The 24,648-nt window shown below is 34.6% G+C and carries 26 protein-coding genes and 1 pseudogene; 24 read left to right on the top strand and 3 right to left on the bottom strand.

Annotation, left to right across the window (positions count from 1 at the left end):
• The first annotated feature begins 182 nt into the window (after positions 1-182).
• The 4 genes and pseudogenes from mobL to BUB45_RS20585 all read left to right on the top strand — a co-directional run bounded on the left by mobL (position 183) and on the right by BUB45_RS20585 (position 1,956).
• Positions 183-581, top strand: a complete 399-nt coding sequence (gene mobL, locus BUB45_RS02375) for a relaxase MobL (RefSeq protein ID WP_280157291.1) — start codon at positions 183-185, stop codon at positions 579-581.
• A 605-nt stretch (positions 582-1,186) separates the two neighbouring features.
• Positions 1,187-1,348 carry a hypothetical protein gene (locus BUB45_RS19715; RefSeq protein ID WP_170861688.1) on the top strand — a complete coding sequence of 54 codons (162 nt, stop codon included), beginning with the start codon at positions 1,187-1,189 and terminating at the stop codon, positions 1,346-1,348.
• 81 nt (positions 1,349-1,429) lie between these two features.
• Positions 1,430-1,615: pseudogene (locus tag BUB45_RS02365) on the top strand (restriction endonuclease); the annotation flags it as partial.
• 206 nt (positions 1,616-1,821) lie between these two features.
• Complete coding sequence (locus BUB45_RS20585) at positions 1,822-1,956, top strand: hypothetical protein (RefSeq protein ID WP_280157290.1); 135 nt, start codon at positions 1,822-1,824, stop codon at positions 1,954-1,956.
• Between the two features lie 82 nt (positions 1,957-2,038).
• On the opposite strand, the gene BUB45_RS02360 is transcribed toward BUB45_RS20585, so the two are convergent.
• Both BUB45_RS02360 and BUB45_RS02355 read right to left on the bottom strand, forming a co-directional pair.
• Positions 2,039-2,272: a DUF3955 domain-containing protein gene (locus tag BUB45_RS02360; RefSeq protein WP_073004783.1), complete on the bottom strand. Its 234-nt coding sequence runs from the start codon at positions 2,270-2,272 to the stop codon at positions 2,039-2,041.
• Between the two features lie 696 nt (positions 2,273-2,968).
• Positions 2,969-3,412, bottom strand: a complete 444-nt coding sequence (locus tag BUB45_RS02355) for an IclR family transcriptional regulator domain-containing protein (RefSeq protein ID WP_425303952.1) — start codon at positions 3,410-3,412, stop codon at positions 2,969-2,971.
• Between the two features lie 790 nt (positions 3,413-4,202).
• Between BUB45_RS02355 and BUB45_RS02350 the strand changes: the two genes are divergently transcribed.
• The 19 genes from BUB45_RS02350 to BUB45_RS02265 all read left to right on the top strand — a co-directional run bounded on the left by BUB45_RS02350 (position 4,203) and on the right by BUB45_RS02265 (position 22,106).
• Complete coding sequence (locus tag BUB45_RS02350; protein WP_073004779.1) at positions 4,203-5,777, top strand: ABC transporter substrate-binding protein; 1,575 nt, start codon at positions 4,203-4,205, stop codon at positions 5,775-5,777.
• A 3-nt stretch (positions 5,778-5,780) separates the two neighbouring features.
• Complete coding sequence (locus tag BUB45_RS02345; RefSeq protein WP_073004778.1) at positions 5,781-6,728, top strand: ABC transporter permease; 948 nt, start codon at positions 5,781-5,783, stop codon at positions 6,726-6,728.
• A complete protein-coding gene (locus tag BUB45_RS02340) occupies positions 6,722-7,501 on the top strand; it encodes an ABC transporter permease (RefSeq protein ID WP_073004776.1) in 780 nt (259 codons plus the stop codon). The genes BUB45_RS02345 and BUB45_RS02340 overlap by 7 nt, the downstream gene beginning before the upstream one ends.
• A gap of 1 nt (position 7,502) precedes the next feature.
• Positions 7,503-8,327 carry an ABC transporter ATP-binding protein gene (locus tag BUB45_RS02335; protein ID WP_073004774.1) on the top strand — a complete coding sequence of 275 codons (825 nt, stop codon included), beginning with the start codon at positions 7,503-7,505 and terminating at the stop codon, positions 8,325-8,327.
• Positions 8,308-9,057, top strand: coding sequence for an ABC transporter ATP-binding protein (locus BUB45_RS02330; RefSeq protein ID WP_073004772.1), 750 nt, complete (start codon positions 8,308-8,310; stop codon positions 9,055-9,057). The genes BUB45_RS02335 and BUB45_RS02330 overlap by 20 nt, the downstream gene beginning before the upstream one ends.
• 296 nt (positions 9,058-9,353) lie before the next feature.
• A complete protein-coding gene (locus BUB45_RS02325; RefSeq protein WP_139300075.1) occupies positions 9,354-9,914 on the top strand; it encodes a hypothetical protein in 561 nt (186 codons plus the stop codon).
• A gap of 417 nt (positions 9,915-10,331) precedes the next feature.
• On the top strand, positions 10,332-10,457 hold the full coding sequence (locus BUB45_RS20580; protein WP_280157289.1) for a hypothetical protein: 126 nt from the start codon (positions 10,332-10,334) through the stop codon (positions 10,455-10,457).
• Positions 10,458-10,775: 318 nt separating this feature from the next.
• The gene (gene adhP, locus BUB45_RS02320; protein WP_073004769.1) at positions 10,776-11,798 is read left to right on the top strand and encodes an alcohol dehydrogenase AdhP; all 1,023 of its coding nucleotides are present in this window, start codon (positions 10,776-10,778) and stop codon (positions 11,796-11,798) included.
• A 227-nt stretch (positions 11,799-12,025) separates the two neighbouring features.
• Positions 12,026-12,427: an ABC-2 transporter permease gene (locus BUB45_RS02315; protein ID WP_084723509.1), complete on the top strand. Its 402-nt coding sequence runs from the start codon at positions 12,026-12,028 to the stop codon at positions 12,425-12,427.
• Between the two features lie 299 nt (positions 12,428-12,726).
• Positions 12,727-13,140 (top strand): DUF4064 domain-containing protein, encoded by a 414-nt coding sequence (locus tag BUB45_RS02310; RefSeq protein WP_073004765.1) that lies wholly within the window; start codon positions 12,727-12,729, stop codon positions 13,138-13,140.
• A 146-nt stretch (positions 13,141-13,286) separates the two neighbouring features.
• The gene (locus tag BUB45_RS02305; RefSeq protein WP_073004764.1) at positions 13,287-14,117 is read left to right on the top strand and encodes a sugar phosphate isomerase/epimerase family protein; all 831 of its coding nucleotides are present in this window, start codon (positions 13,287-13,289) and stop codon (positions 14,115-14,117) included.
• Between the two features lie 153 nt (positions 14,118-14,270).
• Entirely contained in the window at positions 14,271-14,678 is a 408-nt protein-coding gene (locus BUB45_RS02300; RefSeq protein WP_073004762.1) for a MarR family winged helix-turn-helix transcriptional regulator, read from the top strand.
• A gap of 77 nt (positions 14,679-14,755) precedes the next feature.
• Positions 14,756-15,337 (top strand): hypothetical protein, encoded by a 582-nt coding sequence (locus BUB45_RS02295; RefSeq protein ID WP_073004760.1) that lies wholly within the window; start codon positions 14,756-14,758, stop codon positions 15,335-15,337.
• Positions 15,338-15,613 (top strand): hypothetical protein, encoded by a 276-nt coding sequence (locus BUB45_RS02290; protein WP_073004759.1) that lies wholly within the window; start codon positions 15,338-15,340, stop codon positions 15,611-15,613. It abuts the gene before it with no gap.
• A 354-nt stretch (positions 15,614-15,967) separates the two neighbouring features.
• Positions 15,968-16,849 (top strand): sulfate reduction electron transfer complex DsrMKJOP subunit DsrO, encoded by an 882-nt coding sequence (gene dsrO, locus BUB45_RS02285; RefSeq protein WP_073004757.1) that lies wholly within the window; start codon positions 15,968-15,970, stop codon positions 16,847-16,849.
• A 12-nt stretch (positions 16,850-16,861) separates the two neighbouring features.
• Positions 16,862-18,154: an NrfD/PsrC family molybdoenzyme membrane anchor subunit gene (nrfD, locus tag BUB45_RS02280; protein WP_084723508.1), complete on the top strand. Its 1,293-nt coding sequence runs from the start codon at positions 16,862-16,864 to the stop codon at positions 18,152-18,154.
• On the top strand, positions 18,144-21,245 hold the full coding sequence (locus BUB45_RS02275; RefSeq protein WP_073004755.1) for a molybdopterin-dependent oxidoreductase: 3,102 nt from the start codon (positions 18,144-18,146) through the stop codon (positions 21,243-21,245). The genes nrfD and BUB45_RS02275 overlap by 11 nt, the downstream gene beginning before the upstream one ends.
• Positions 21,246-21,270: 25 nt before the next feature.
• Positions 21,271-21,861, top strand: coding sequence for a molecular chaperone TorD family protein (locus tag BUB45_RS02270; protein ID WP_073004753.1), 591 nt, complete (start codon positions 21,271-21,273; stop codon positions 21,859-21,861).
• Between the two features lie 65 nt (positions 21,862-21,926).
• Entirely contained in the window at positions 21,927-22,106 is a 180-nt protein-coding gene (locus tag BUB45_RS02265; RefSeq protein ID WP_073004751.1) for a twin-arginine translocase TatA/TatE family subunit, read from the top strand.
• A 241-nt stretch (positions 22,107-22,347) separates the two neighbouring features.
• On the opposite strand, the gene BUB45_RS02260 is transcribed toward BUB45_RS02265, so the two are convergent.
• Entirely contained in the window at positions 22,348-23,052 is a 705-nt protein-coding gene (locus BUB45_RS02260) for a Crp/Fnr family transcriptional regulator (protein WP_073004750.1), read from the bottom strand.
• A gap of 571 nt (positions 23,053-23,623) precedes the next feature.
• Between BUB45_RS02260 and BUB45_RS02255 the strand changes: the two genes are divergently transcribed.
• Positions 23,624-24,643, top strand: coding sequence for a ThiF family adenylyltransferase (locus tag BUB45_RS02255; RefSeq protein WP_073004748.1), 1,020 nt, complete (start codon positions 23,624-23,626; stop codon positions 24,641-24,643).
• Positions 24,644-24,648 lie beyond the last annotated feature (5 nt).

Raw genomic sequence — 24,648 nt, 5'->3', positions numbered from 1 at the left:
GAAGGAATGTGTGAAAAAAGGACTGGCTAAGCTGTGTAAAGAGCAATTCTGTTAGATAAAATTGAGATTCTCAAAAATAGTAATATTACGTCAATAGAACTTCTAACAATACATTATATATCGTAAATCATGTTGTGTATTATCTACAATGATATACCATTTGTTAGCTAATTCCTGTCAGTATGGTATTCAATGTAATAAAAAACTTTTGTTTGAATGAAGGTTGCATTTCCTTCTGTGTATATTACCTACCATTCTCATTTTTTAATTGCTATGAGTCTGTTAATGATGCAAGGCCATACATTGATGAGATGGTTTTCATTTATTTAGAAACGAATCATGCAACAGAAATGCAGGAATTGAACCAACTATTAGATGAGCAAGTGGAAATCTCTAAGCAACTATACGGAGAAGATAGCAAACATGAAGCATATAAACAGACAAAATTAAACGATTTAAAAAAGCGTATGGGAAATGCTGTTTTAACAGAAATGAGAGAACAGATAAGAGAAGATCGTGCTAAGCGTATTAATCAACAAAAGCAAGGTCGTAAGCATTCTAATTTTACGTATGCCCCGTAATATTGGGAACGGAAGTTAAATATTAACTATTCTTTGATAAGGTTAAACAACAGTCTAAGGAAAACTTATCATGACTATAAACGTGAACGAAACATTGAAAAATTTGACCGAATGATGGAAGAAAAATAACTAAGGGGGGAAACAACATGTTGATTGTAACTATAGTTAATTGTGGTATTCTTTCTAGTGAAAAAATTATAAAAATTTAATCACTTATTGCTTAAATCTCTTCATCTTTGTTAGGATTTTAGTGTAGATAACCAATATTTCTTTTATTTTCATCTAGGATATAAGATCATCATAGTGAAAACAATGACAATTATGGATTTGTCAACTTACGACTTTAAATGGAGAGAAACCGAATGATTATTTTTTTATGGATTTTTGCTACAGTATATGTCCTAAGTTATGTATCAATTTATAATTATCTAGATAATGACAATACTTTGTGGGCTATTACATTCAACACTGTATTTTTAGTTTTAGCAATTAGATTAGTTTATAACTCGTACCGTTATAAAGAAAAAAGGGAAATGATATTATTTATTATACTTGGTTTGTTTATTATATTGGCAAACATCCTTATAATTGTGAAAGGTTTTTAAATGGGAAAGCAAGTCATTAATTTTTTAACTGCTGTATTAGTTGCTGTAGGAATATACATTCACTATACTTCATCTAATATTATATTTCTCCCATACCTTATTGGTTTAATATATGCCAATTTACTAGCTAAAGCAATCTTTCTAGAAGATCAAAATAAATAATTATTGAAATTGACTCCTAACAGATATTTTTAAAATATCTCCTGAAAGCTTTGAGCAAGGTGTTTCTTGTTCAAAGCTTTAGATGAGGCTTGGGTGATAACCAATTCCTTTTTCACAAAGCAAGCGATAGAGCTTGCTAAAGCGTGTGGAGTAAAACTATTGAATAGATACGAACTAGAACAGTTTATTATCAAGAGAATGTTTTCTGATTATTTACATTTTTATACTAATGGGTTTATTTATAATTTTAGGAGGTCAATCAGCTAATGGTCTATCTTTTATTAATGCTGTTATATGGATAGTCTTATTAATTACAATTATTGAAATTGGTATGGAGTGGAAAAAGTTATTAGAAATTCAGAGAAGTAGAGAAGTTTTGTGAAATAACAAACCTGTTTCTGCAACCGTAATCATAACTCTTCCCGTAATTTTATAAACGAAGTACGCATATTTTGATGTTGGGGAAGGGAATTATGTTTAAACAGTCCGATGTAGAAATAACTAAATATAATGACTACAGATATTTAATTTACACGCGTGTTTCTAGTGATAAAGATAGCCAAAAAGAATCTGTTCCCAACCAAATTGATATATGTCGATACATATAAAGTCACCAGTGTGGGGGCAGTTCATTCCACACTGGTGGCTTTAATTAGGAGTTATGCTCCAATTAAAAATAAAGAAATAAAACTATAAAATATTTATTGCTGGCTTTAGTTGCGATTTTTTTATAACCGCAACTAAAGCCATTAAACATAGTAAAGTTATACCACTAAATATAAAAAGAAAACTTAATGGAATTAAGAAAAATGGCTCTTTTAATACACCGTCTTCTGTAACTCTTGCTCCAATAATATAATAACTCATTAAACAAATCACGCCCAACAATATTGGGCTGCTTGCTAATATCATTTTCTTTTTCATCAATTATCTACTCCTTTATTTGAACTCTCTTTGGTATACTAAAATATCACCAGATGAATAACAATACAAAACGCCACGCGCGCTGTCCGAATTTTCCAACTCTAGAAACAATAACTGTTGTAATTTCTGCTGTTTATCATAATTCTATTGCAATAGGATAATTTCCTTTGTGTCACAATTAATCACTCTTTTTAAATGACATACTAATTATAATGTAATAAAATGGTGAATGTCAATCTTTATTTATCGTTTTACAATAAATGATTATTGTTAATTGGGTTGATTTGTTTGTGTCTAAATAAGTGAAACATCAGGTGAGTATAAAAGTAATTATATCTTTGGTTAATGCATTTAATTAAGTAAAGAATAGTAGTATGGATGTTTAAAGAATGACATAAGTAATTAGTTAAGTACGTGCAACTTACAATGCCCCTGACTAACTTAGATGTCAGGGGCATTGTAAGTTTATATGACTTAAAGGGCATTACTCATCTGCATGGATGAATTTGAATTTGCGATAATAACTATTAAATGGACAATGATTTAACACGGATTATTACCATTGAACTATCAATTCTAAAGAATGGGACAAGTCATGTTGTATTAAGGATGCTTGTTCTTTTAGTATGTTGACTAAAAAATCAATTCCTCTATGCTTCAAACGACTTGTAGGGCCCGAGATACTTAAAGCGCAGATTAGTTCCTTTTTTTATTATATATTGGTACGGCATAACAAGACAAACCATACTCGTATTCCTCGTTGTCTATGGAAATGCCAGAATTTATTATTTTTCTTTGGTGTTCCTTGAACGTTAAGAAGTCTGTAATAGTGTTTATTGTTCTGGCTGGCAATTCCGAGAAATAGTACTCTAAATACTTATCATCACATTCACTCAAAAATAGTTTCCCTATTCCAGAACAATAAAGAGGGCTAACAGGTAATAAAGTAGTTTGTAATTGGTAAAACTCGCCATTAATAGTATTTACAATGATAACTTCATCTTCATATCGAATTCCTAGATTTACACTTTCACCCGTCATTTCTCTTATTTTTTTCATATAGGGCTCCACAAGCATAGACAATTTATTATTTTGAAGAGCACCTTTAGCGTAGGCTGTTAGATGAACATGACATTTTATGTCTTTTGGTTAACACCTATTATTATTTTTTGGGGTACTACTGCATTGGTTATTTCTCTTTATACACCAAATTTAGGTTTGAACAAGCACTGTTAAAAAATGGATAAATATGTTCCGATAATTTTCTTATCTAAATGAGATTTTGAAATCAACAGAATTATTTAATTTAGACAAAACAAGGCAAAGAAGGACGTTTTTTCGTGCTTCTTTGTGTTTATAAAATCAGCTGTTAGTACGTATTCATACACTTCTCCTTTTCTCTCTATTGTTTATTAAAATTTCTTTTTTTGTATACCGATTTTGTAATATAAGCTACCCTTTCTGTAATTGGTTATTTCAAATATGTGCTATCGAAATAAATTGTCATAAAGCGCACATTTTGTATGGTAATAGTAAAAAAGCAGTAGATTTTCTTTAACGGATTATATAATTTATGTTGCTATTTGACTTATTTTATAGATTTTTAAAAATCATACTTTACAGATGTATGCTAATACAAAACTCAATACATTGTAGAAGGATACTTTCATTTAATAGCTGTAATAGAAAAAAGTGGTGTGGAATTATAGGCAACTTGTTCAGCTTCTGTATAAATCAGATGTTGAAATTTTTGCCGTATTGTATAATCTGATCATATATCTCAGCGCTTTTGTTCCAGTATTTTTGGTACCTAATATTGTTGGTCATTTAAATTCTCCTTATAAAATTTATTGACGAATTACCTGTTTCCCTTTATTATATTAATCGTAATCATTACGATTTGCGATTAAAAATTGAGAAGGGGTATAAAATGTCCAAAAAAACAATTATTTCTATATTATCTGTTCTTATATTTATTATAGTAACAGGGTGCAACGAAGGAAGTCAGGATCCCACAACAGAACAGAACAACACGATTCAAGTTGCAGTAACGTCAGATAGTGGCGCGAATAAGTTGGATGCAACTTCTTACGAAGGATCAATGCAATTATATACTGCGGTATACGATCCATTGGTGAAATATGGTGAAAATGGAAATATAAAACCAGGATTAGCGGAATCTTGGGAAATATCAAAGGATGGAAAAGAATATGTTTTTCATTTGCGTAAAGATGTCAAGTTTTCTGATGGATCTGATTTCAATGCTGACGCTCTTTTGTTTTCTATTCATAGATGGAAGAATAAAAAAGAGCATGCTTGGTTAAAAACAGCAGAGGCTTTGAAAAAGGTCAAAAAGATAGATAACTATACGGTGAAAATGTTTTTCTCGGAACCAAATGCTTTAATTTTAAATGAATTAACAACAGCTCGCCCATTCCGGATTATGAGCCCGAATTCTGTAAAACCTGCAGGTGATCCTAATGGTGAATTTAAAGAAGCAATTGGTACAGGTCCTTGGAGAATAGTTTCTTATGAAAAAGACAATGAAACCGTACTTACCCCAAATCAATATTATTGGAAAGGTAAATTGAATGATAAAAAGATGGTTTGGAAAGTTATTCCAAATGCGCAAACCCGCTCTTTAGCCTTGCAAGAAGGTAGTATTCAAATAGCAGGAGGAGAGATGGGGAAAATATCATATCAAGATTTAAAGATGTTTAGGAATAATGATAAATATAAAGTTGAATCCGAGCGTGGGACAACGAGCTATTTTCTAGCAATTAATAATCAAAAAAAGAGCTTGCAAGATGTAAAGGTTCGCCAAGCATTAAACTATGCTATTAACAAAGAAAATCTAGCAAATCAAGTCTTGGACGATAACGGTTCACCAGCTACAGGCTTGTTTGCTAAGACAGTACCTTTTGTAACAAAAGAAAACAGCCCAGGTTATGCTTATAACTTAAATAAAGCAAAAAAATTGTTAGAAGAGGCTGGGTATGGTGCAAAAGGTAAAGAATTAAAGCTGAATCTTGTGTTTCAAACCGAAGAATTTCCGGAATGGAAGGAAATTTCAGAAATAATTCAAAATAATCTGCATGAAGTAGGCATTGAAGTTGAACTGAATAATATGGAATCTACATCTTATTATCATAGTTTATGGGAAAAGCAAGATTATGATTTATTGCTATATAGAACCTATGCAGATGGTCTCAATCCTCAAGGATTTCTTAATTCGCTCTTTGCAATTAATGGTGATGGAAAAGGTATAGCTTATACAGATGAACATCTATCGGAGTATATTACAACTGCTGGGAAAGCTATAACGAACGAGGAAAGGCAGGAGGCTTATGATAAAATATTCTCTTATATGCATAATAACGCAGTGACTGTGCCTCTATTCTATCCCGATAACATTTTTGTCCATCAATCAGATGTGAAAGGTTTTACCTGGGGACCAATTGTTGATAATCCAGTTATTTGGAATAATTTAGAAAAGGAAGAATAAGGAATGTGGCGCTTTACTTTAAAAAGGCTTTTAAACATCATCTTAACTTTATTTTTTCTTAGCATATTTATATTTTTTCTTGTTCGTGTAACTCCTGGCACGCCTGAAATGGTTATATTGTTAAATAGAGGAGGAGAGATAGGTGGCGAAGAGGTTGTTGATATAAAAACAGAACTTGGTCATGATACATCTTTATATAATCAATATGTAAATTGGTCAAAGAGAATGATAAGGTTCGATTTTGGTGTTTCTTACCAATCGAACCTTCCAGTGTTAGATGAATTACTCTCACGTGTTAGTGACACTTTAATATTAGTAATACTATCTTTGGCTATTTCAATTATACTTAGCGTCATTATTTCTTTTTATGCTTGTATTTATAAAGGAACAATGCGTGAAAAATGGATTGGTAATATCTCCATTTTTTTATCATCATTACCAAACTATTTGATAGGACTACTGTTGGTTTTATTTTTTTCTATACATTGGAAAGTTACTCCTGTCTATGGTGATGGTACATGGCTACATTATATTTTACCTGTTATTACTGCCAGTCTACCTCTTTGTGCATCTTTTGTTCAGTTATTTCGTCAAATTATTACAGAAGTAATAAAAAACCTATATTTTGAAGCAGCGCGAGCAATGGGATTAAAGAAGCGTGTATTATATACTAAATTCCTTTTTTTACCATGTATCCATAGCTTTTTAACAGTAATAGCTTCCCATTTTGGAAGTCTATGGGGAACAATCATTGTGATAGAAACTATATATGCTTGGCCGGGATTAGGTAGTTATATTATTCATGCAGTAACAGCTAGAGATTATCCCGTTGTTATTGGTTTTACATTAATAATGGCACTATTTTTAATGCTTATATATTTTTTAATTGATTTACTTTTACGTTATATAGATCCACGTCAAACTCAGAAGGATGGGCAAATAAAATGGTGAGAAGAATAGCATGTTTTTTTCCAATAATTTGTTTGGGATTTCTTGTTTTTACAATTATTATGGGCATTTTGTTTACTCCATATGATCCATACGAGGTGAATACACAGGAGGAATTAACCCCACCAAGTTCAGAACATTGGTTTGGAACCGACCATTTAGGAAGAGACGTATTGACTAGAATTGTTTTTGGAGCATCGTATACGCTACTCTTTCCTGCGATAGTTTTATTACTATCTTCCCTTTTAGGTGTAGTTATTGGGCTTATAAGCACTATTGGAAGAAAGGTAGACTTATTGACGACTGCTATTATGGATTCATTTAGTTCCATACCAAGTTTCCTTGTAGCTATTATTTTTGCTGGTCTTCTTGGTCCTGGAATGGTTAGTACATTATTTGCCATTCTAGTATCTTGGTGGGTTCATTATGCAAGGATTGTACGTAATACCTCCATGATAATACGAAATCAACCTTTTATTCTATCTGCTCAGTTGAGTGGTACTTTTGGAGTTAAGTTAATTAGAAAACATATTTTTCCAAATGCATTACCAATTGTTCGAGAACTAATATTTTTAGATATGGGGACTATTATCTTGATGATATCTAGCCTTTCTTTTCTTGGTTTAGGAGCTCAGCCTCCAATACCTGATTGGGGTGGTATGATACTTGATGGAAAAAGTTATATCCAAATTGCACCATGGGTCGCATTAATTCCTTCTGTATTTATTACAATTTTTGTTATGTTATTTTACTTTATGGGAAGGAGGGTACAGTGAAATGGATGAAGCAATACTTGACGTTGACCACCTCTCAATTAGATTAGATGATCAATTAATTGTAAATAATCTCTCCTTCCATATTTGTAGAAATGAATTTTTTTGTTTAGTTGGAGAAACTGGCTGCGGTAAGACGATTACTTCTCGTGCCATCATGGGTTTATTAGAAAGAAAAATGGATGTTCATGGAACAATCTTATTAGATAATGATTCCAATAATTTAATAGAGTTAACTGAAAAAGAATGGCGTAAAATTAGAGGGAAGAAAATAGGATTCATTTATCAACAACCTTCACTGGCTTTACATCCTATGTTAACAATTGGCAACCAAATGTTGGGTATTTTGAAAAATGAAAAAGTTATAAAACGGAAGGAAGCAAGGGAAGAAGTGCATCAACAATTATTAGAAATGAACTTCTCTAATCCTGAAGTTATTGCTTCTGCCTATCCTTGGCAGTTAAGTGGAGGCATGAATCAACGAATTATGATTGGCATGTCACTGTTGCGTAAGCCTCGTTTGTTAATTGCTGATGAGCCAACAACTGGTTTAGATACAATAAATCAGCAAATAGTAATTCGTCAGCTAATAAAGTTTCAAGAAAAATATAAAATGTCCATTTTGTTAATTACACATGATTTACGTTTGGTAAACCAGATTGCGGATACTGTGGCAGTGATGAAGAATGGAGAAATTATAGAAGTTGCTCCACTTTCCACTATTAAGAATAACCCACAACAATATTATACAAAAAAACTATGGAATATGATGCCTGATGCCTGGAATATAATGATGAGGGAGGAGTCTTATGCTATTAGAAGTAAATAATCTTTCAGTCGTATTTCACTATCCTGAAAAAAAAGTACTTGATAATGTATCATTGAAACTCCAAAAAGGTCAGAAATTAGGAATTGTAGGAGAATCTGGTGGTGGAAAAAGTACACTTATAAGAACTTTAGCTGGCTTTCAATCATATAAAAATGGCAAAGTGACCATACAAAATAAACTTATTAAAGCGACGCTTAAAGACCGCAAGTGGATAAGCAGGGAATTACAAATGATTTTTCAAGACCCTCTTTCTTCCTTAAATCCAAGACAGACTATGCAGCAGGCCTTAGAAGAGCCCTTGCTTAATTTCACTACTTTTAGCAAGGAAGAACGAAAACAAAGAATTTTAAATATTATAGAAGACGTAAACTTACATCCTAGTATTTTAAGAAGGTATAGTGATTCCATAAGTGGTGGACAGGCACAACGAATATGTATTGCTCGATCGCTATTAGCTAATCCAGAAATTCTTATCTGTGATGAACCAATTACAAGCCTTGATATGGTAACACAAATACAAATATTAAAGTTATTAGAACGTTTTGGAAATGAAAAGCAAATATCAATTATTTTTGTTTCTCATGACATTTCACATGTTTTAAAGTTTTGCGATGAAGTATTAGTAATTAGAGATGGAAGAGTAGTTGATTATTTTAAAGTAGGAGAATGGCAAAATGAAAATAGAAACGGTTATACAAAAAAATTGATGGAGTCCACTAGAATTATTTGAACCGTTTCTGGAAGTTTCATGAATAATCAGCTTTAACTATGTGTGAAATATGCACATGAATGCTGTCTATTGATCGATGAGGTGTAACTGTTGTCCAAAAAACACATTTTCTGATATAAATGAACATTTTTTCAATAATTTCACAGGATTTAGTATTGGACTTCTAATTTAAATACGAAACGTTTACTTAAGTCAATCGTAAATAGTGTGAACAATGATTCAGATGTTATTAAAAAATGTGTGAGAGAATGTTTATTTGTTGTTCAATGGCATTTAAACGACTAGGAGGCAAGAAGTTGATGGGTGTACATATTACGCATGATGTAGAAAAAGACCAAGACTGGCTAAAAGTCAAAGGGGATTATGAGCAGTTTTATGTGTGTGGTGATAATGAAGATTATGTGGAGGATACTAAGTTGCTCATGCAAAAGATGGCAATTACATGTTTTACATTTCCATTTTATGTTCATTTTGAAGGGTATGAAGACGAAGTCGAGTCGGTATTATCCCATCAGGATACATTAGATATTTATTATCAACCATCAGGGAAAAGGGTTCTTACGATGTGTGGATTGAAGATTTATCGGGCGGAGATACCGGCTTTTACGGTTACTATCACCAATCAGGAAACATTAGAAAATGTATTTTCCCAGTGGTTTCATTTGGCAATGGAAAATAATATGTGGTTGATATTACAAGAAGCAAATGTATACTATAAAAATAAATTCGCAACTATTGAATTGAACGATGAATCTATTATTTTGGTAACCGAACACGATGCACAAGGATTTTCAGTTATCACCAATTATTATTTGTATCAAAATTTAGAATATTTACGGTTGATTTTTGATAAGTAATAAATACCATGTGCTAAATTATCTTTTAAACACTTTACCAATAGTCTCAGCCTTTGTTTGCTATGTATTTGGGAACCGGTATAATATTATGAATGTTATTGGTATGTTCCGGCTTTAAGGAATGATTTATTTGAAGAAGTATGTTGTTGCCATTGGGGTGCTATGGTATGTGATATTGTTTGGTGGCATCCCTTTACTTTCAGAAGCTGAAAACAAGTTCCGAGATCTGGTGAAGTTATCGTGGAATTACATACATATGAAATGATCACGGGTCATTATGTTTGTGAAGAAAATCCAAAGATTCGATCTGTAGACACCGCTTCGGTAATGGAGTTTGCATAAGAGTTTAAAACGCTTGCGGTTGATAAAAAAGTACTGTAGAAATCCTCATAGAAGAAAATCCTTCTTTAACCGTTTTTGAATGGACTGAAGACGGAAACAAATGAAGGTACTATAAAAGACAACAAAATTACTGTTCCAGCAGAAATGGGTGTCTGTATTTATGAAGTGCAAGCAAAGAAACAACGTTTATATTTAATGTAAAAGTTAAATAGACTAATTTTATTCGTTCGTATTAGTATTTCATCCATGCACATGTTTCACTTGAAAAATTAGGTAAAGGAAAACCATCTTATGGTTAGGTTCGTTCTCTTTAAACTATCTTACAATGGAATTAGCAGAACAAGAAACAATTGACGGACACAACAGCATATTCGCTTATAGATGGGAACATTAATGAATAAATATTTAATAAACTAAAATGTTTTTGGGTAAAACTTGAAATTAAGGAAACACCATCATATAATAGAATCCTAATCTTTGTGAAAAGGTTATCATATTAGTGTGATGGAGGGGTTAAATATGAAAGCAGCAGTTGTAAGTTCTGAAAAAACCAAGCTTGTTGATGTGAAAGATGTTACGTTGCGTCCGTTAGAAACTGGTGAAGCGCTTGTAGACATTGAATATTGTGGTGTGTGCCATACTGATTTACATGTTGCTAAAGGTGATTTCGGGGAAGTTCCTGGACGTGTTTTAGGGCATGAAGGTGTAGGTATCGTAAAAGAAATTGCAGATGATGTAACATCTTTAAACGTAGGAGATCGTGTCAGTGTAGCGTGGTTTTTTGAAGGGTGTGGCTCTTGTGAATATTGTGTGACTGGTCGAGAAACATTCTGTCGGGATGTAAAAAATGCTGGTTACAGTGTTGATGGAGCCATGGCTGAACAATGTATTGTTGCAGCCGATTATGCAGTGAAGGTACCAGAAGGTCTAGATCCACAGCAAGCGACAAGTATAACATGTGCAGGTGTAACTACTTATAAAGCAATAAAAGTATCTAATGTAAGCCCTGGTGAATGGATCGTTATCTTTGGAGCTGGAGGGCTTGGAAACCTCGCTATCCAATACGCAAAACGGGTTTTTAATGCGAAAGTTATCGCTGTTGATATTAATGACGATAAATTACAGCTGGCAAAAGAGGTTGGCGCTGACGTAACATACAACGTGAAAAACGTTGCTAATGTTGACGAAGTGATTCAAAATGAAATCGGTGGAGCTCATGCAGCAGTTGTGACAGCTGTATCGAAAGCGGCATTTAATCAAGCCGTTAATGCTGTACGTCCAACCTCCAAAGTCGTTAATGTTGGCTTGCCTCCTGAGAAAATGGATTTAGACATTATCAAGAGTGTGCTAGACGGCATTGAAATTATCGGCTCGTTGGTCGGAACTCGAAAAGATTTAGAAGAGGCATTTATGTTCGGAGCAGAAGGAAAAGTAGTACCAGTTGTTCAACCTCGTAAGTTAGAAGAAGTTAATGATATTTTTCAAGAAATGGAAGATGGAACGATTCAAGGTAGAATGGTTATTGATATGCACTTAAAATAAGCATAATGGATAAAAGTGGAGTTTCTGCTTATAACAGTTGCTCCATTTTTTTGTGTTGACTTATATCCTATGGATTAGAGATAAGTTTTATGTTTATTTATTTGAAAAATCAGTCAATTATTATATTTATAAGTCATAGATTGTAATAAAATGTGTCTTTCCAAGTTATAATGATAAGGGATTTAATGGGGTTGTAGGACAATTAAAAATATGACCACTTTCCAGTAATAAATAAACAAGAAACCGATTACTTCCTTTTCCTTGCGTTATATTTTGGTCACATTTGTGAAGTAATAAAATATTATGAATTATTGTCTAGTAAAATGGTTATAAAAGAAATGGGACAAATGATAATTTTAAGTGCCTCTGTAGCTTTAATATTTGGAACGAAATCTATCTTATTACTCTTGAAATTTGGGGCTGAAAAAGCGCGGATGTTTTTAATTCTAGGCTATGTTATTCCTGGAGCACTGATCATTTTTATGATGGGCAAACTAAATGAATTAGGTGTTGTCCTTACAGAGAAGATGTTGAATCAAACGCTCATGATGCTTCCCGTCGTCGTTATTATTTGGCTTACCCTTGGCTATAGTTTCTCTGTTGTAATCATGAATAAAAAGCAATACTAAAACGATTTGCAACAAAAAAGTTGTTACATTTATCTGGCGTTAAAGCTATAGAAATATGTTAAATAAATCTAGCAACATAAAGTAAAATTTTTTTGGTTTTTTGAAACTAAATACATCGCCTATTCGTATAAGAATTAAATCGATATTCACTATCATAAAGGGGGGATGATTAATTGCTTTGCTATCAACCGGGCATGTAGATAGCTTTTTAAACTACAAATTGTTGGTTATATGGATTCCTATACATATGTCTATATGACTGTATTTGTTTTTCACAAAAAATTATTGGAGGCTTCACTATGAAACGAACAGGAGAAATAGTTTTTACGGTTATCGGAATTTTACTTTTTGGAATTTTAATTTTTGGATCTGCAATGTATTTGTCAGCAGATAGCGGCGAAATACAACAGCTGTTTGAAGAAGTGTTACAAGAAGAAGGAACTAATGAGGTAAGTGCAGAAGATCTATCCCAGACATTTGAGTCTGCTGCTACAACCATGTTAATTGTTTCTATCGTTAGTGTTATTTTGGGGTTGATTTCCATCTTCTTGCTTGTCGGAAATAAAAAACCAAAGATAGCAGGTGTTATCTTGCTTATTACTGCAATAGGGGGAACCTTTCTGACGATGTTTTTTGGGATTTTTGGAGGAGTTGTTTATTTAGTTGCTGGAATCATGGCACTAGTACGTAAAGAGAAGAAAATGATTGCATAAATCGTTTCATAAAGGCAATAACCTTCCTGTTTTGGTTATTGCCTTTAATTGATTATGAGAAGTTTAAAATGATTAATCCATTGCAGAACAGTCTTTTATTTTATGATTCTGAATAATAGATAAGCAATAAAAAAGGGGGTTTTTAGATGTATCACTACGGAATTTCTGGTAGTACGATACTCACAAATTCTTCGAAGTTAAATGAATTGTTTACATATGACTTCGTTGATCATATAGAGATAGGAGAATTTTCTGACCAAACAGCTTTTGAAAAATTTAAGTCTTTAAAGGATAGACACGGGTTCAGCTTTGGCTTACATTCTCCGTTATATCGAACTGGAAGCAAGTATGATCTTTTGCAGTATGTTAACATAGAGCCGGAAGTTGCTTGGTCACAGTTTGAAGAGGAAATAAATTGGATGTCTAAGTTAGGAGCAAAATATGTATTGGTTCATTTTCCTTATTTTAAATCTAAGGTTGAAGAACAAATGATGGTAAAAATGGAAAGCGGTTTAAGGCGGTTACAACATTTACAATTGAAGTATGATATCCTGATTGTTTGTGAACCAAAGCTAGGGTTTAATCGTTCTCCTGCAAATATCGAATTGCTCCATCATTTTTCCGTTGAAAGATGGTCCAAGTACGACATAAAGCTATGCATCGATATTGGGGATTATTTACTGGGAGCAAAAGGAAAAGCGCTATCTTATATCTCTAAATGGAAGGAACATATTAAAGTAGTACATCTCCATCATGTTGCATGTAAAGACAAAAAGTATTTTTGGCTGCCCATCCATCCGACACAGGAGGAAGGTCAAAAATACCTTAAAGTCCAGCATGTTATAAAAGAGCTCGCCGGTATGAATGGCATCTATTTCATATTAGAGCATACACCTCATTTCACCCCTTCTAAACAATTTGTGCAAGAAGGCATTGCTTGGCTCCATAGCCTTTTGGAAAAACCAAATCATAGATAGAACTGGCGTCCCTGTTATAAACAGGTACTTAATAAAATGGAAAAGAACTGTTGTTATTAACTAATCACTAGATTATAAGTTTTTTGTTATTGGCTTTTTATGTTTACATATAATATAATTTAGCTATTAAATTAACTAATAGGCAGTGATCGAATGAGCGATATAGAAACAATCATGCATGAGATTGTAGACATTCAATATAAATCGAAGCAGTTTATGGATGTGTTAGCATCTAATGGAGAATTGCCACCGTCACAAATTATTTTGCTGATTAAATTAAAAACGAGTGGGGGATTAAAAGCAGCGGAAATTGCATCATTTGCTGGCGTCACGCCCGGAGCAGTAACATCCATGTGCGACAAGTTGGAAAAGACGGGGTTAATTACGCGCGTACGGGATACGACGGATCGGCGTGTCGTTAGGATGCAGCTAACATCTGAAGGGGATAGATATGTGCAAAAAACCTTTGCAAAGTATCCCCCTCATCAACTGAAAGAACTGGCGACGATTCTACATGAAGTAAATCAATTAATGAATAAAATAGTATCCAAGAGCTCTTAAAGGGCTCTTTTTTTTATTGTAATATTAGTTTACATGTTATATAGTTTATTTATTAAATTATATAGGAGTTGAATGAATTGGTGAATCAAAACATTCGTTTCATTGGTCAAAGTAAACAATTAGAACCAATTTTTGCACGTACTATTACTGCACAAGGTCATCACCGCTTTTGTGAAGCTATAAAAGCGCAAGAAGCAACTATAGTAGGCAGCTGTATTATTGATGATGTTGTGCAAATGAAAAAAATAAAAAGTGGTGGTCATTTAACAATAAATCGAGCAAAGCTTGAGGAGTTAATTGTTACAGGAACGTTAAGCGCAAAACATATACAAACGAAAGATATATTTGTTCGTGGCAAAATTAGAGTGGATCATTTAGAAGCAGAGCATGGAGAGATCATTATGAAATGTACGTGTCATATTGGGAAAATGAATGTAGAAAAACTGCTTATAAAAAAAGGCTTTTCATTTTCTAGTCGGCTTGTAAGTGAGTCGATCACTGGAAAGTATATTCAACTAACACACACACAAGCTAATACAGTTCGTGGCGAGCATGTTGTTTTGGGGGAAAACTGTGAAATTAATACATTGTATTATACTGAACAGTATACGATTGCTAAAAGCTCGAGTGCAATACGAATTGTAAAGGAAGTTCTTTAAATGATCTTCTTCTACCGCTTTTTCGCCGTGTTAGCTTTACTTGTTTTTAATGTGTTATACATTGGTTTAATTGTACGTGTCATTATTGGAATCAGTGGTAGTGTTCTGCGCACTATAGGTCTAACTCAAATTGAAATCATTTTTCCACCTGATATATCACTTCCAGCATATCCTAAGTATACCGATTATGTTCATGTTTGTAACCATCTTGCTAATTATTTCCAAATATGTAAAACAAATAATTCGTTTTTTGTTCCTTCCTTTTCAATCGTATAGAGACGAAACTATCCTAAGATAGGACGAATAGTTAACAATATGCAGATGAGCGTGAGCAAGGCCATACCATTTCAAAATTATGATGTTAACATGTCATTTGAAAATAAAGCATGGCTTACAGGTTTCGCTCTTCATTTGTTTTCCAAAGTAATCTATTCTAAGCTTTTATGGCGTACTTTGCATGTTGCCACATTTGCACAACCATAATTTTTTCTACAGTTGATTTGGATACACCATAAATTTACTTTAATTTGACGGATTTATCACAATTGGAAAAAGTGTGATAAATGTTACACCACCATTACCTACAAGTGCTTTACAATCGAAGAAAGACAAGTGAAAGGGGTGGGAGAGATGTTTTTAAAACAACTGCTGGAAGATGACTTTAATCAAATTGTGGATGAACGGTTGTCAGATGCCAGCGAAGAATTAGCGAATTCTCCTTATAATACGAAACTTGGGTTAAATATGGCAGACGATGCTAGAAAAGTCGTTGCAGGTCAGTTGGGTATTCAATCGTTTCATAAAAAATATCATGCTTCTTTGATGAAAGAGTTTGGCGAACATGTTGCGCAAGAAGCACCTCATACAAAGGGGAATAAAGGTGTAAAATGGGGCATGGTTATTGACCTTCAGAAATGTGTTGGTTGTGATTCTTGTACGGTTGCATGTAAGGCAGAGAATAGAACCCCTCCTGGAATTTCGTATAATGTTGTTTTAGAAAGAGAAGTCGGAGAATTTCCGCATTTATCGAAAGTAAACTTACCAATGCCTTGTATGCATTGTGATAATCCTCCATGTGTTCAGGTTTGTCCAGTTCGAGCAACGTTTAAATTGGATAACGGAATTGTAACAATTGATAATGACCGTTGCATTGGCTGCAGGTATTGTATTGTTGCTTGTCCGTACGGTGCACGGTCATATGATTTTGGTGAAAGTTATGAAGATGAGATGTTAGGATTTAATGATGTAACTAGCCCAGAATACGGAATTGAACGTGGCAAACGGGAACCAAAGAAGACGCCAATTGGCACTGTACGGAAATGTAATTTTTGTTTGCATCGTTTAGAAAGAGGCGAAGAGCCTGCATGTGTAGAAACATGTATTGGAGATGCGCGTTTTTTCGGAGACTTAAATGATCCAAATAGCACAGTAGCAAAACTTGCTAATAATCCAAGAGCTTTTCGTTTAAAGAGCGATTTGGGAGCAGGTCCAAATGTAATTTATCTAAAGTAAGGAGGGATTAAAATGTCAACGGTTGCAAATGAAGCGAAGCAATCCCATTATAAATCAAAGAAAGCGCAATCAATATGGTTTAAATGGTGGGTCGGAATTTTATGTGTATTATTTGCTATAGGAGCTTATTTTATTGTTGAACGATTATGGCTTGGTTTAACGACGACAAATCTTTCTTCTATAACTCCATGGGGAGCTTGGATTGCATTCTATATTTTTTTTGTGGGTTTAAGTGCAGGTTCGTTTTTGCTCTCAACAATGATTTTTGTTTTTGGAATGGAGCGTTATGAAAAAGTAGGAAAGATGGCTTTATTTACCGCTATTGTTTGTATGATTGTAGCATTAACTTTTGTATTAATGGATTTAGGAAGGCCAGAGCGTGCGTTTAGTGCCTTGATTCACTGGAATGTAACGAGTATCCTTGCCTGGGAGATGCGATTTTATGTCATTTATATTACGTTACTAACGGTAGAATTATATGTTGCTATGCGAGCAGATTTTGTTCGTTTAGCCTCTTATAATAGTTTAAAAGGAAAAATAGCTCGGCTCTTAACGTTTAAAAATAGCACTATTAATGACTATACGAAAAAGCGTGATCACAGATGGATGAAAATATTAGGTACAATCGGCATCCCTTTAGCTATTTTAGGTGTACACGGAGGGACTGGAGCTATATTTGCAGTTGTTAGTGCTCGGTCATCTTGGAACAGCGGTATTTTTCCAATTATCTTTGTTGTGTCTGCAATGGTTTCAGGAACAGCGCTACTACTTGCCATATATATCATTAGGAGTAAAGCATTGAAACAGCCTATTGATCAAGGCATGGTAATTGGGCTAGCAAAAGTAATGATCGCTTTCTTGTTTATTGATTTATTACTTCAATTCTATGATTATTTAGTAGCTCTATACAGTTTAGCAGATTCTCATTTATTATCATTACAAACGATGATGCGAAGTTCCTATAGCTGGTCGTTTTGGGGGATACAAGTGTTTCTTGGCTCTGTTGTTCCTATATTTCTCGTTTATTATAAAAAGACAGCTAAAAATATAAATGCGCTACTTATCGCTGCTATACTTGTCGTAATTGGAATCATTGGTGTTCGTTTCAATATTGTTGTCCCATCGCAAATAGTTCCGATTATGGAGGGAATGCCAGCAGGTGACTATTATCCAACCTATAATGAATGGCTTGTAAGTGTTGGAATTGTAGCCATGGGATTGCTTATTTTTACGATTGCTGATCGATTACTTCCGCTTGACCAAGCAGATGATGTAAGTGAAATGGGGGATCAAAATGGAAGATAAGCGTATGGATCGACGGAAATTTTTAAAAGCAATGGGGGCATTTGGTGCAGTTGCTGTAATTGGTCCTTCTTTCATTGGACCAGTGAAACAAGTAGTGAATGGCGTTTGGTTAAATGAGGGGCATGGGTACGGTACAGATTACCAGGATTATGGTGCTGAAAATGTTATTTTTACAACATGTGAACAGTGTAATACATTTTGTACAATTAAAGCTTATATAACAGAAGGAAATCAAGCGGGACCTTACACTTCCATGATTCGAAAAATAGCTGGAAACCAATACAGTCCTCTAAATATGGTACCCTATGGAGCTATTGCTTATCAGACGTCTGTAGATGATGCGATTAAAGGGACAGGTGATGTTAAAAAAGGGGGTCGTGGAGCTCGTGGTGGTCGTATTTGTTTAAAAGGGCAAGCTGGTATGCAAACGGTTTACGATTCCTATCGAGTGAAACAACCATTACGACGAGTAGGGGCTCGTGGTAGTGGGAAGTGGCAAACGGTTTCTTGGGAAGAAGCATATGACGAAATTGTAAATGGCAGTAAAACTTTAAGTACGCCAGGATTAAAGGAATTAGCTGTACATGCTCCACAAGAAGAAGTGATGCAAGATTGGGAAAAAGTAAAACAAGAAGAAATGACCTTTAATGATTTTGATCAAAAATATAAAGACGTGTTAATTGATACGGAACATCCTGATTTTGGGCCAAAAGTAAACCAAATAGCTTTTATGATTGGTGATCGACGTGATTTTATGGAGCGTTTTATCTTGCGTAGTCTAGGAAGTAATAACTATTATCATCATGGGGGAATCTGTGGTATAAGCTCGGTAGTAGGAAATACACGATCGTATGCAGGAGAAAAGGCAAAAAAACGACAGTATGCCGATGTGGATCATTCCTTGTTTCTGTTAGTATGGGGGACAAATCCGATGGTTGCAAATAAAGGACCGACTTGGCTTGCTCCTAAGCTAACGAATGCCATTGAGAATGGAATGCAAATGGCTGTTGTTGATCCGCGATTTAGTAAAACAGCTGAAAAAGCGCAAATGTGGCTTCCGATTAAACCAGGTACAGACGCCGCATTAGCATTAGCACTCGGTCGAATTATTATTGAACGACAATGGTATGATGAGGACTATTTAACAAATCCAAATAAAGAAACTGCCGCGAGGGATGAAGAACCGACTTGGAGTGATGCCACACATTTGGTAAACATGTCTGATCCAAAGCGTCCTAAATTACGTGCCAGTGATATTAACATAGGAACAGAAGAACAGTTTGTTGTAATGGAGAATGGAGAGCCAGTTTCACATATTGAAGCTAAATCTGGCAAATTGGAAGTGGATACTACCATTAATGGTATAAAGGTTAAATCAGCTTTTCAACTGTATAAAGAAAGAGTAATGGAAAAAACATTAGAGGAATATGTATCCATTACTACAATTCCAAAAGAACAAATGGTTAAACTTGCTCGTTCGTTTACATCATACGGTAAGCGTTCAGCAGTTATGACTTACAGAGGGCCGGCGATGCATGAAAATGGGTATTACAATCAACGTTTAATTGCGATTTTAAATCATTTGATTGGCTCTTATGATTGGAAAGGTGGAAACATTACTACTGGAGCATTTTTTAAGGAATTTGAAGGGAAATATGACTTATTAACTGTCCCAAATGGACGTGCGCCATGGGGTGTGAGAATTGCAAGAAATCAATTCAAATACGAAGATTCTACCTTATTTGAAAAAGATGGCTATCCGGCAAAACGTCCTTGGTTTCCTTTTAGCCCACAAACGGTTGGAGATGTATTACCAAGCGCATTAGATCAGTACCCATATTCATTGAAGGCGTTAGTCACGCATCGTATGTCACCCGTATTATCGGCGCCTAATGGGCAAATTCAAGAGCAGGCATTAAAAGATCCAGAGATTTTACCTTTATATGTAGCCTCCGATGTACAAATTGGTGACACATCCAAATATGCTGATTTTATTTTACCAGATACGGTTTATTTAGAGCGATGGGGTAGAGAAGCTATTTATCCAAATATAACGACGAAGCTGGCAAGCGTTTATCAACCCGTAACTCGTGTTTTCCCGGATGTCCGTTCATTTGAAAATAGTGTCATTGAACTAGCTAAACGGATGGAGTTGCCTGGTTATGGGGATGAAGCATTTCCTGATGGCAGCTCACTGCATAGTGAAGAGGATTATTATTTGAAGAGAGTTGCAAACATTGCCTATGATGGGAAACCTGTGCCTGATGCAGTGAAAAGAGAAATGACCATTTTTGAAAATGCGAGAAACAAAGCTTTAGGGAAGTTTTTTGACTTGAAAAAGTGGCAGCGAGCAGTGAAGCCAGAAGAGTGGGCAAAGGTAGTGTACGTTTTGAATCGTGGTGGTCGATTTGAAGAGGCTGGTAGTGAATATGATGGTAGTCATTTGAAGTATAGTTTTGGTGGCCAAGTACATTTTTATGATGAGGGAGTCGCAGCTGGTAAAAATTCGTTTGATGGTAAGTATTTTGAAGGAATGCCGATGTATAGAAATATTCAAGCATATGATCAAAAAGATGTAGATGTGAAGCAACCATTACAATTTATTAATTGGAAAGCAAGAAATATGGGTACGTATCGAAATATTAGCAGTGCTTGGTTGCGAGAAATTCGTTCAGATAATTACATTTGGATAAATCCAGTTGATGCAAAAAAACGGAACATTAAATCAGGAGACGCCGTAGTGATTAAGAATGGGAATGTATCGCTAGAGGGGACGGTTTATGTTACAGGCGGTATTGCTCCAGGCGTTATTGGTGCAGCATATAATATGGGGCAAACTGGATATGGTGCCACACCGCAAACGATTGATCAGAAAAGAGAAGCAAACTTACCAACGTATAATCATACACCATTTAGGTTTAATACCGTCATGCATGAAGAATCGGGTTTTCCAGGAGGTCGTGCTGAGGGCTTTGTCGTAAATAAATTAACGGAAGTTGACCCCAATTTTACTCATGGTGCTCTGTTTGATGAAGTAGGTGGTTCTCCGGCTCAGTTAGATATGTATGTAGACATTGTGAAAAAAACCTAATTTCATGATGAGGGGGGTGGCAGTATTGCTAACAGCACAAGAAGAAACTTACGGGAAACTCATTCTAGCGCAAATATTTACCCATATTTGGTATGGTGATTGGGATCATTATGAACAGACAATGAATCAGTTGCCGGAGCGTCTTGTAAATGAATTTCCATTTCATGCTTGTTATGACCGAAAAGAAACAAAAATCTGGCATGATAATTATTTTTCTATTCCTGGTATATATTTTGTTCCTCCATATATGTCCAGTTACCGTGAAAAATCAGAAACAGCAGAATTGGATACGAAACAAGATTTACTTTGTTTAATTGGAGCATATGAGAAGCTGGGGTTTTATTATCCATTAGAGCGTGAAGCTTTCCCTGATCATATTGGTAGTTTAACCGCCTTTATTACAGCTACATTAAGGGAAGAAGCAGTTGCACTTGATAAAGGGGATCATGAACTTGTTATCGAATTAGCGGACGCACGTAAGGAAATGTATGATAAATATTTAGCGCCTTGTTTGGGTGTTATATGTAAGCAACATCAACATAAGTTCTCGGATTCATTTTTCAACATGTTTATTCCCTTTTATATGGAAGAGATCAAGGGTATAGCGCATAAATAATTTCTGTTGCACAGCTTTAATGAAAATGTTCATTTAAAGTAAGAAATTTAAAAGGAGTGATTTGTATGTTTTCAAGTATTGGTATCCCAGGGTTGATTTTAATATTAGTTATTGCGTTAATTATATTTGGACCTTCAAAACTACCTGAATTAGGAAAAGCTGCTGGAAGCACCTTAAAGGAATTTAAAAATGCAACCAACGATTTAATGGGAGATGACGATTCGGAGAAGAAGGAAAAAGAATAATGTTACAACAACGTAGATTAATACTGAGTTCCTATGGCAAAAACTACAGTTTATCTTATAAACCTTATGTTTTTAATTTTTCTATCGGCAGAATGGTCACAAAAGTAATATATGCCTTGACGGATTAGTGGGATATATCCCGGAAACATGTTCCCTGTTTCCGGGATGAATTTAGGTGCGTTCTTTATAGCTACAATAGAATACTTATAGAAGTGTGAAGTAATAAAAAAGGTATTCCATATTAATGAATTGTGCAAATATCAATGGGGCATTCTTCACAATGGATGGTTTCTTTTAAGTATGCTAACTGATGAATGAGTATCCTACTATTTTCAATAGAAATAATGTTATTTTTGCGCAAATCACTTAATAATCGATTAATACTTTCTCGTGAAGTGCCACAAAAGTTGGCTAAGTCTTGATTCGTAAGCGACGTATTAATTAGGATGCCAGTTTCTTTGGTCTGCCCATAACTGTTCGCGAGACGAATTAACGTGGCATAAAGCGCCCCTTTTTTTCCATACATTACTAAATCACGTAATTTCATTTGGTCACGAATGGCATTTTTGGATACATTTTGAAGTAGGTATAGCATGAATTTGCTCTCATTTGAAAAAAGTTCAGGTAATTTTTCTATAGATATAGTGAAAATTTTACTTCTTTCTACGGCTGTTGCATGTAGTAAGTGTTTGGTAGGGGTGGTTAAAAAATGAGGCTCTCCAATTATATCCCCTTGTTTACATATTCGAATTGTAAATTCTCGTCCATCTGCTGTTGGTTTATGAAGCATAATTTTACCAAGTAGAACAATGTAAAAAGAATGAACGATATCACCAGAAATGAAAAGGGTTTCATTTTTTTCTAGATCCTTTTCTATGTTTGCATACTTTTGTAACACGGTTAGCTTTTCTTGAGATGACGGAGAGTAATAATTTAATTTACGCATAACATACCTCCCACTGTATAAAGAATAAAATACCTTGCTAACTATTTTATTCTTCACGTAGAATATGAGTATAACTAAATGGCGTTATCATCGTTGTTGTTTTAAGTGTCATACATGTTAAACCACTTTTAATTGTACATATTTTTGCACCATGTTATGCAAAAGTATCACACGAAAAAGTAGATAGCAATTTATTTGCTTACTTTTACACTATAGGAAAATATAAGATTTTTTTGGTTTAAAGTATAAAGAGAGATACTAGTGGACAAGGAAATAACTGAATAGCCACGTCACGCTTCATTGCCTTAAGCTAAGTCATCATTGGTTCTTTCTAAATAGGAAGGCCGACTAAAGACGGGCTTGCTGGAGGGTGCCGACATACTCCTGTTGCAGGAGCGTGATTCCTAAAACTTTCGTTGATTCGTTCCAGTCGCTACGTTGCTAACCGGGGCTTGCGCTTTTGTGCTTTGCTTCGTTGTAAAAAGGTCAAGAAAGGGCATATGATAAAAAACAAAGGTGTTGTATGAATGGATGGTTTGTCTTGCTAGCTGATCTAGTGAGGAGGGGTACAATGAAAGAAAGATATGCACGGCAGATTTTGTTTTCACCAATTGGAGAACACGGGCAAGCCATGTTAGCATCTGCGCATGTTGTTATAATTGGGTGTGGGGCATTAGGTACACATATAGCAGAGACGTTAATACGTGCTGGTGTGGGAACGCTGACAATAGCTGATCGTGATTACGTAGAAATGTCAAACTTGCAACGACAGCAATTGTTTACAGAACGGGATGCTCGAGAGGGCGTTCCGAAGGTAGTTGCTGCTAAAAAGAGCTTGCAAAAAGTTAGAGAAGACGCAACCATTTTAACTGTTCTTGATCACGTAGATGGACCTTTATTAGAACAACTCATTTCAGACGCAGATATTATTATGGATGCAACAGATAATTTTGAAACACGTCTTTTAATGAATGATGCTGCTTGGAAGCACGGAATACCTTGGATATATGGTGCTTGTGTGGGAAGTACTGGGGTAATGTTTCCATTTGTACCGCAAACGACAGCTTGTTTTCGGTGTTTACTTCCTATACTACCAACTGTAACACAAACATGTGATACTACAGGAATCATTGCTCCAGTCGTAAGTATGGTAGCCGCGAATCAAAGTGCAGAAGCTTTAAAATGGTTGACTGGAAATAAAGAGAAACTGCGAAGCCAATTATTTCATTTTGATCTGTGGGATAATACCTTTGTGGAGGCGGGAATATCTCGATTGAAAAAAGATGATTGTTTAACATGCTCTTCACAAGCTACCTATCCAGCATTGGAAAAACAGCAACAAACGAATTTTGCAGTTTTATGTGGTAGAGATACGGTACAAGTTATTCCTAATGAAAAACGAAAGCTTACTATATCCGATGGTGAGCAAGTAGTGAAAAGGCTAGGTATCGAGTATCGCATCACGGACTTTTTTATTGAATTCTACATTGCATCCTATCGTTGTATTTTATTTGAAAATGGTAGGTTATTTATTCATGGGTTAAAAGAAATATCTAAAGGTCGGAAGTTGTATCATCAGTTATTTGGTTGAAAATG

It is taken from the genome of Virgibacillus chiguensis, assembly GCF_900129865.1.
GTDB classification, from domain to species: Bacteria; Bacillota; Bacilli; order Bacillales; family Amphibacillaceae; genus Virgibacillus; species Virgibacillus chiguensis.
Note: the sequence above shows the minus strand (reverse complement) of the source record. Positions and strands in the feature narration are given on the sequence as shown.

Bases quoted from the DNA above. Each gene is read 5' to 3' on its own strand.
- mobL (WP_280157291.1), top strand. From the start codon at position 183: ATGGTATTCAATGTAATAAAAAACTTTTGTTTGAATGAAGGTTGCATT.
- BUB45_RS19715 (WP_170861688.1), top strand. From the start codon at position 1,187: ATGGGAAAGCAAGTCATTAATTTTTTAACTGCTGTATTAGTTGCTGTA.
- BUB45_RS20585 (WP_280157290.1), top strand. From the start codon at position 1,822: ATGTTTAAACAGTCCGATGTAGAAATAACTAAATATAATGACTACAGA.
- BUB45_RS02360 (WP_073004783.1), bottom strand. From the start codon at position 2,272: ATGAAAAAGAAAATGATATTAGCAAGCAGCCCAATATTGTTGGGCGTG.
- BUB45_RS02350 (WP_073004779.1), top strand. From the start codon at position 4,203: ATGTCCAAAAAAACAATTATTTCTATATTATCTGTTCTTATATTTATT.
- BUB45_RS02345 (WP_073004778.1), top strand. From the start codon at position 5,781: ATGTGGCGCTTTACTTTAAAAAGGCTTTTAAACATCATCTTAACTTTA.
- BUB45_RS02340 (WP_073004776.1), top strand. From the start codon at position 6,722: ATGGTGAGAAGAATAGCATGTTTTTTTCCAATAATTTGTTTGGGATTT.
- BUB45_RS02335 (WP_073004774.1), top strand. From the start codon at position 7,503: ATGGATGAAGCAATACTTGACGTTGACCACCTCTCAATTAGATTAGAT.
- BUB45_RS02330 (WP_073004772.1), top strand. From the start codon at position 8,308: ATGCTATTAGAAGTAAATAATCTTTCAGTCGTATTTCACTATCCTGAA.
- adhP (WP_073004769.1), top strand. From the start codon at position 10,776: ATGAAAGCAGCAGTTGTAAGTTCTGAAAAAACCAAGCTTGTTGATGTG.
- BUB45_RS02310 (WP_073004765.1), top strand. From the start codon at position 12,727: ATGAAACGAACAGGAGAAATAGTTTTTACGGTTATCGGAATTTTACTT.
- BUB45_RS02305 (WP_073004764.1), top strand. From the start codon at position 13,287: ATGTATCACTACGGAATTTCTGGTAGTACGATACTCACAAATTCTTCG.
- BUB45_RS02300 (WP_073004762.1), top strand. From the start codon at position 14,271: ATGAGCGATATAGAAACAATCATGCATGAGATTGTAGACATTCAATAT.
- BUB45_RS02290 (WP_073004759.1), top strand. From the start codon at position 15,338: ATGATCTTCTTCTACCGCTTTTTCGCCGTGTTAGCTTTACTTGTTTTT.
- dsrO (WP_073004757.1), top strand. From the start codon at position 15,968: ATGTTTTTAAAACAACTGCTGGAAGATGACTTTAATCAAATTGTGGAT.
- nrfD (WP_084723508.1), top strand. From the start codon at position 16,862: ATGTCAACGGTTGCAAATGAAGCGAAGCAATCCCATTATAAATCAAAG.
- BUB45_RS02275 (WP_073004755.1), top strand. From the start codon at position 18,144: ATGGAAGATAAGCGTATGGATCGACGGAAATTTTTAAAAGCAATGGGG.
- BUB45_RS02265 (WP_073004751.1), top strand. From the start codon at position 21,927: ATGTTTTCAAGTATTGGTATCCCAGGGTTGATTTTAATATTAGTTATT.
- BUB45_RS02260 (WP_073004750.1), bottom strand. From the start codon at position 23,052: ATGCGTAAATTAAATTATTACTCTCCGTCATCTCAAGAAAAGCTAACC.
- BUB45_RS02255 (WP_073004748.1), top strand. From the start codon at position 23,624: ATGAAAGAAAGATATGCACGGCAGATTTTGTTTTCACCAATTGGAGAA.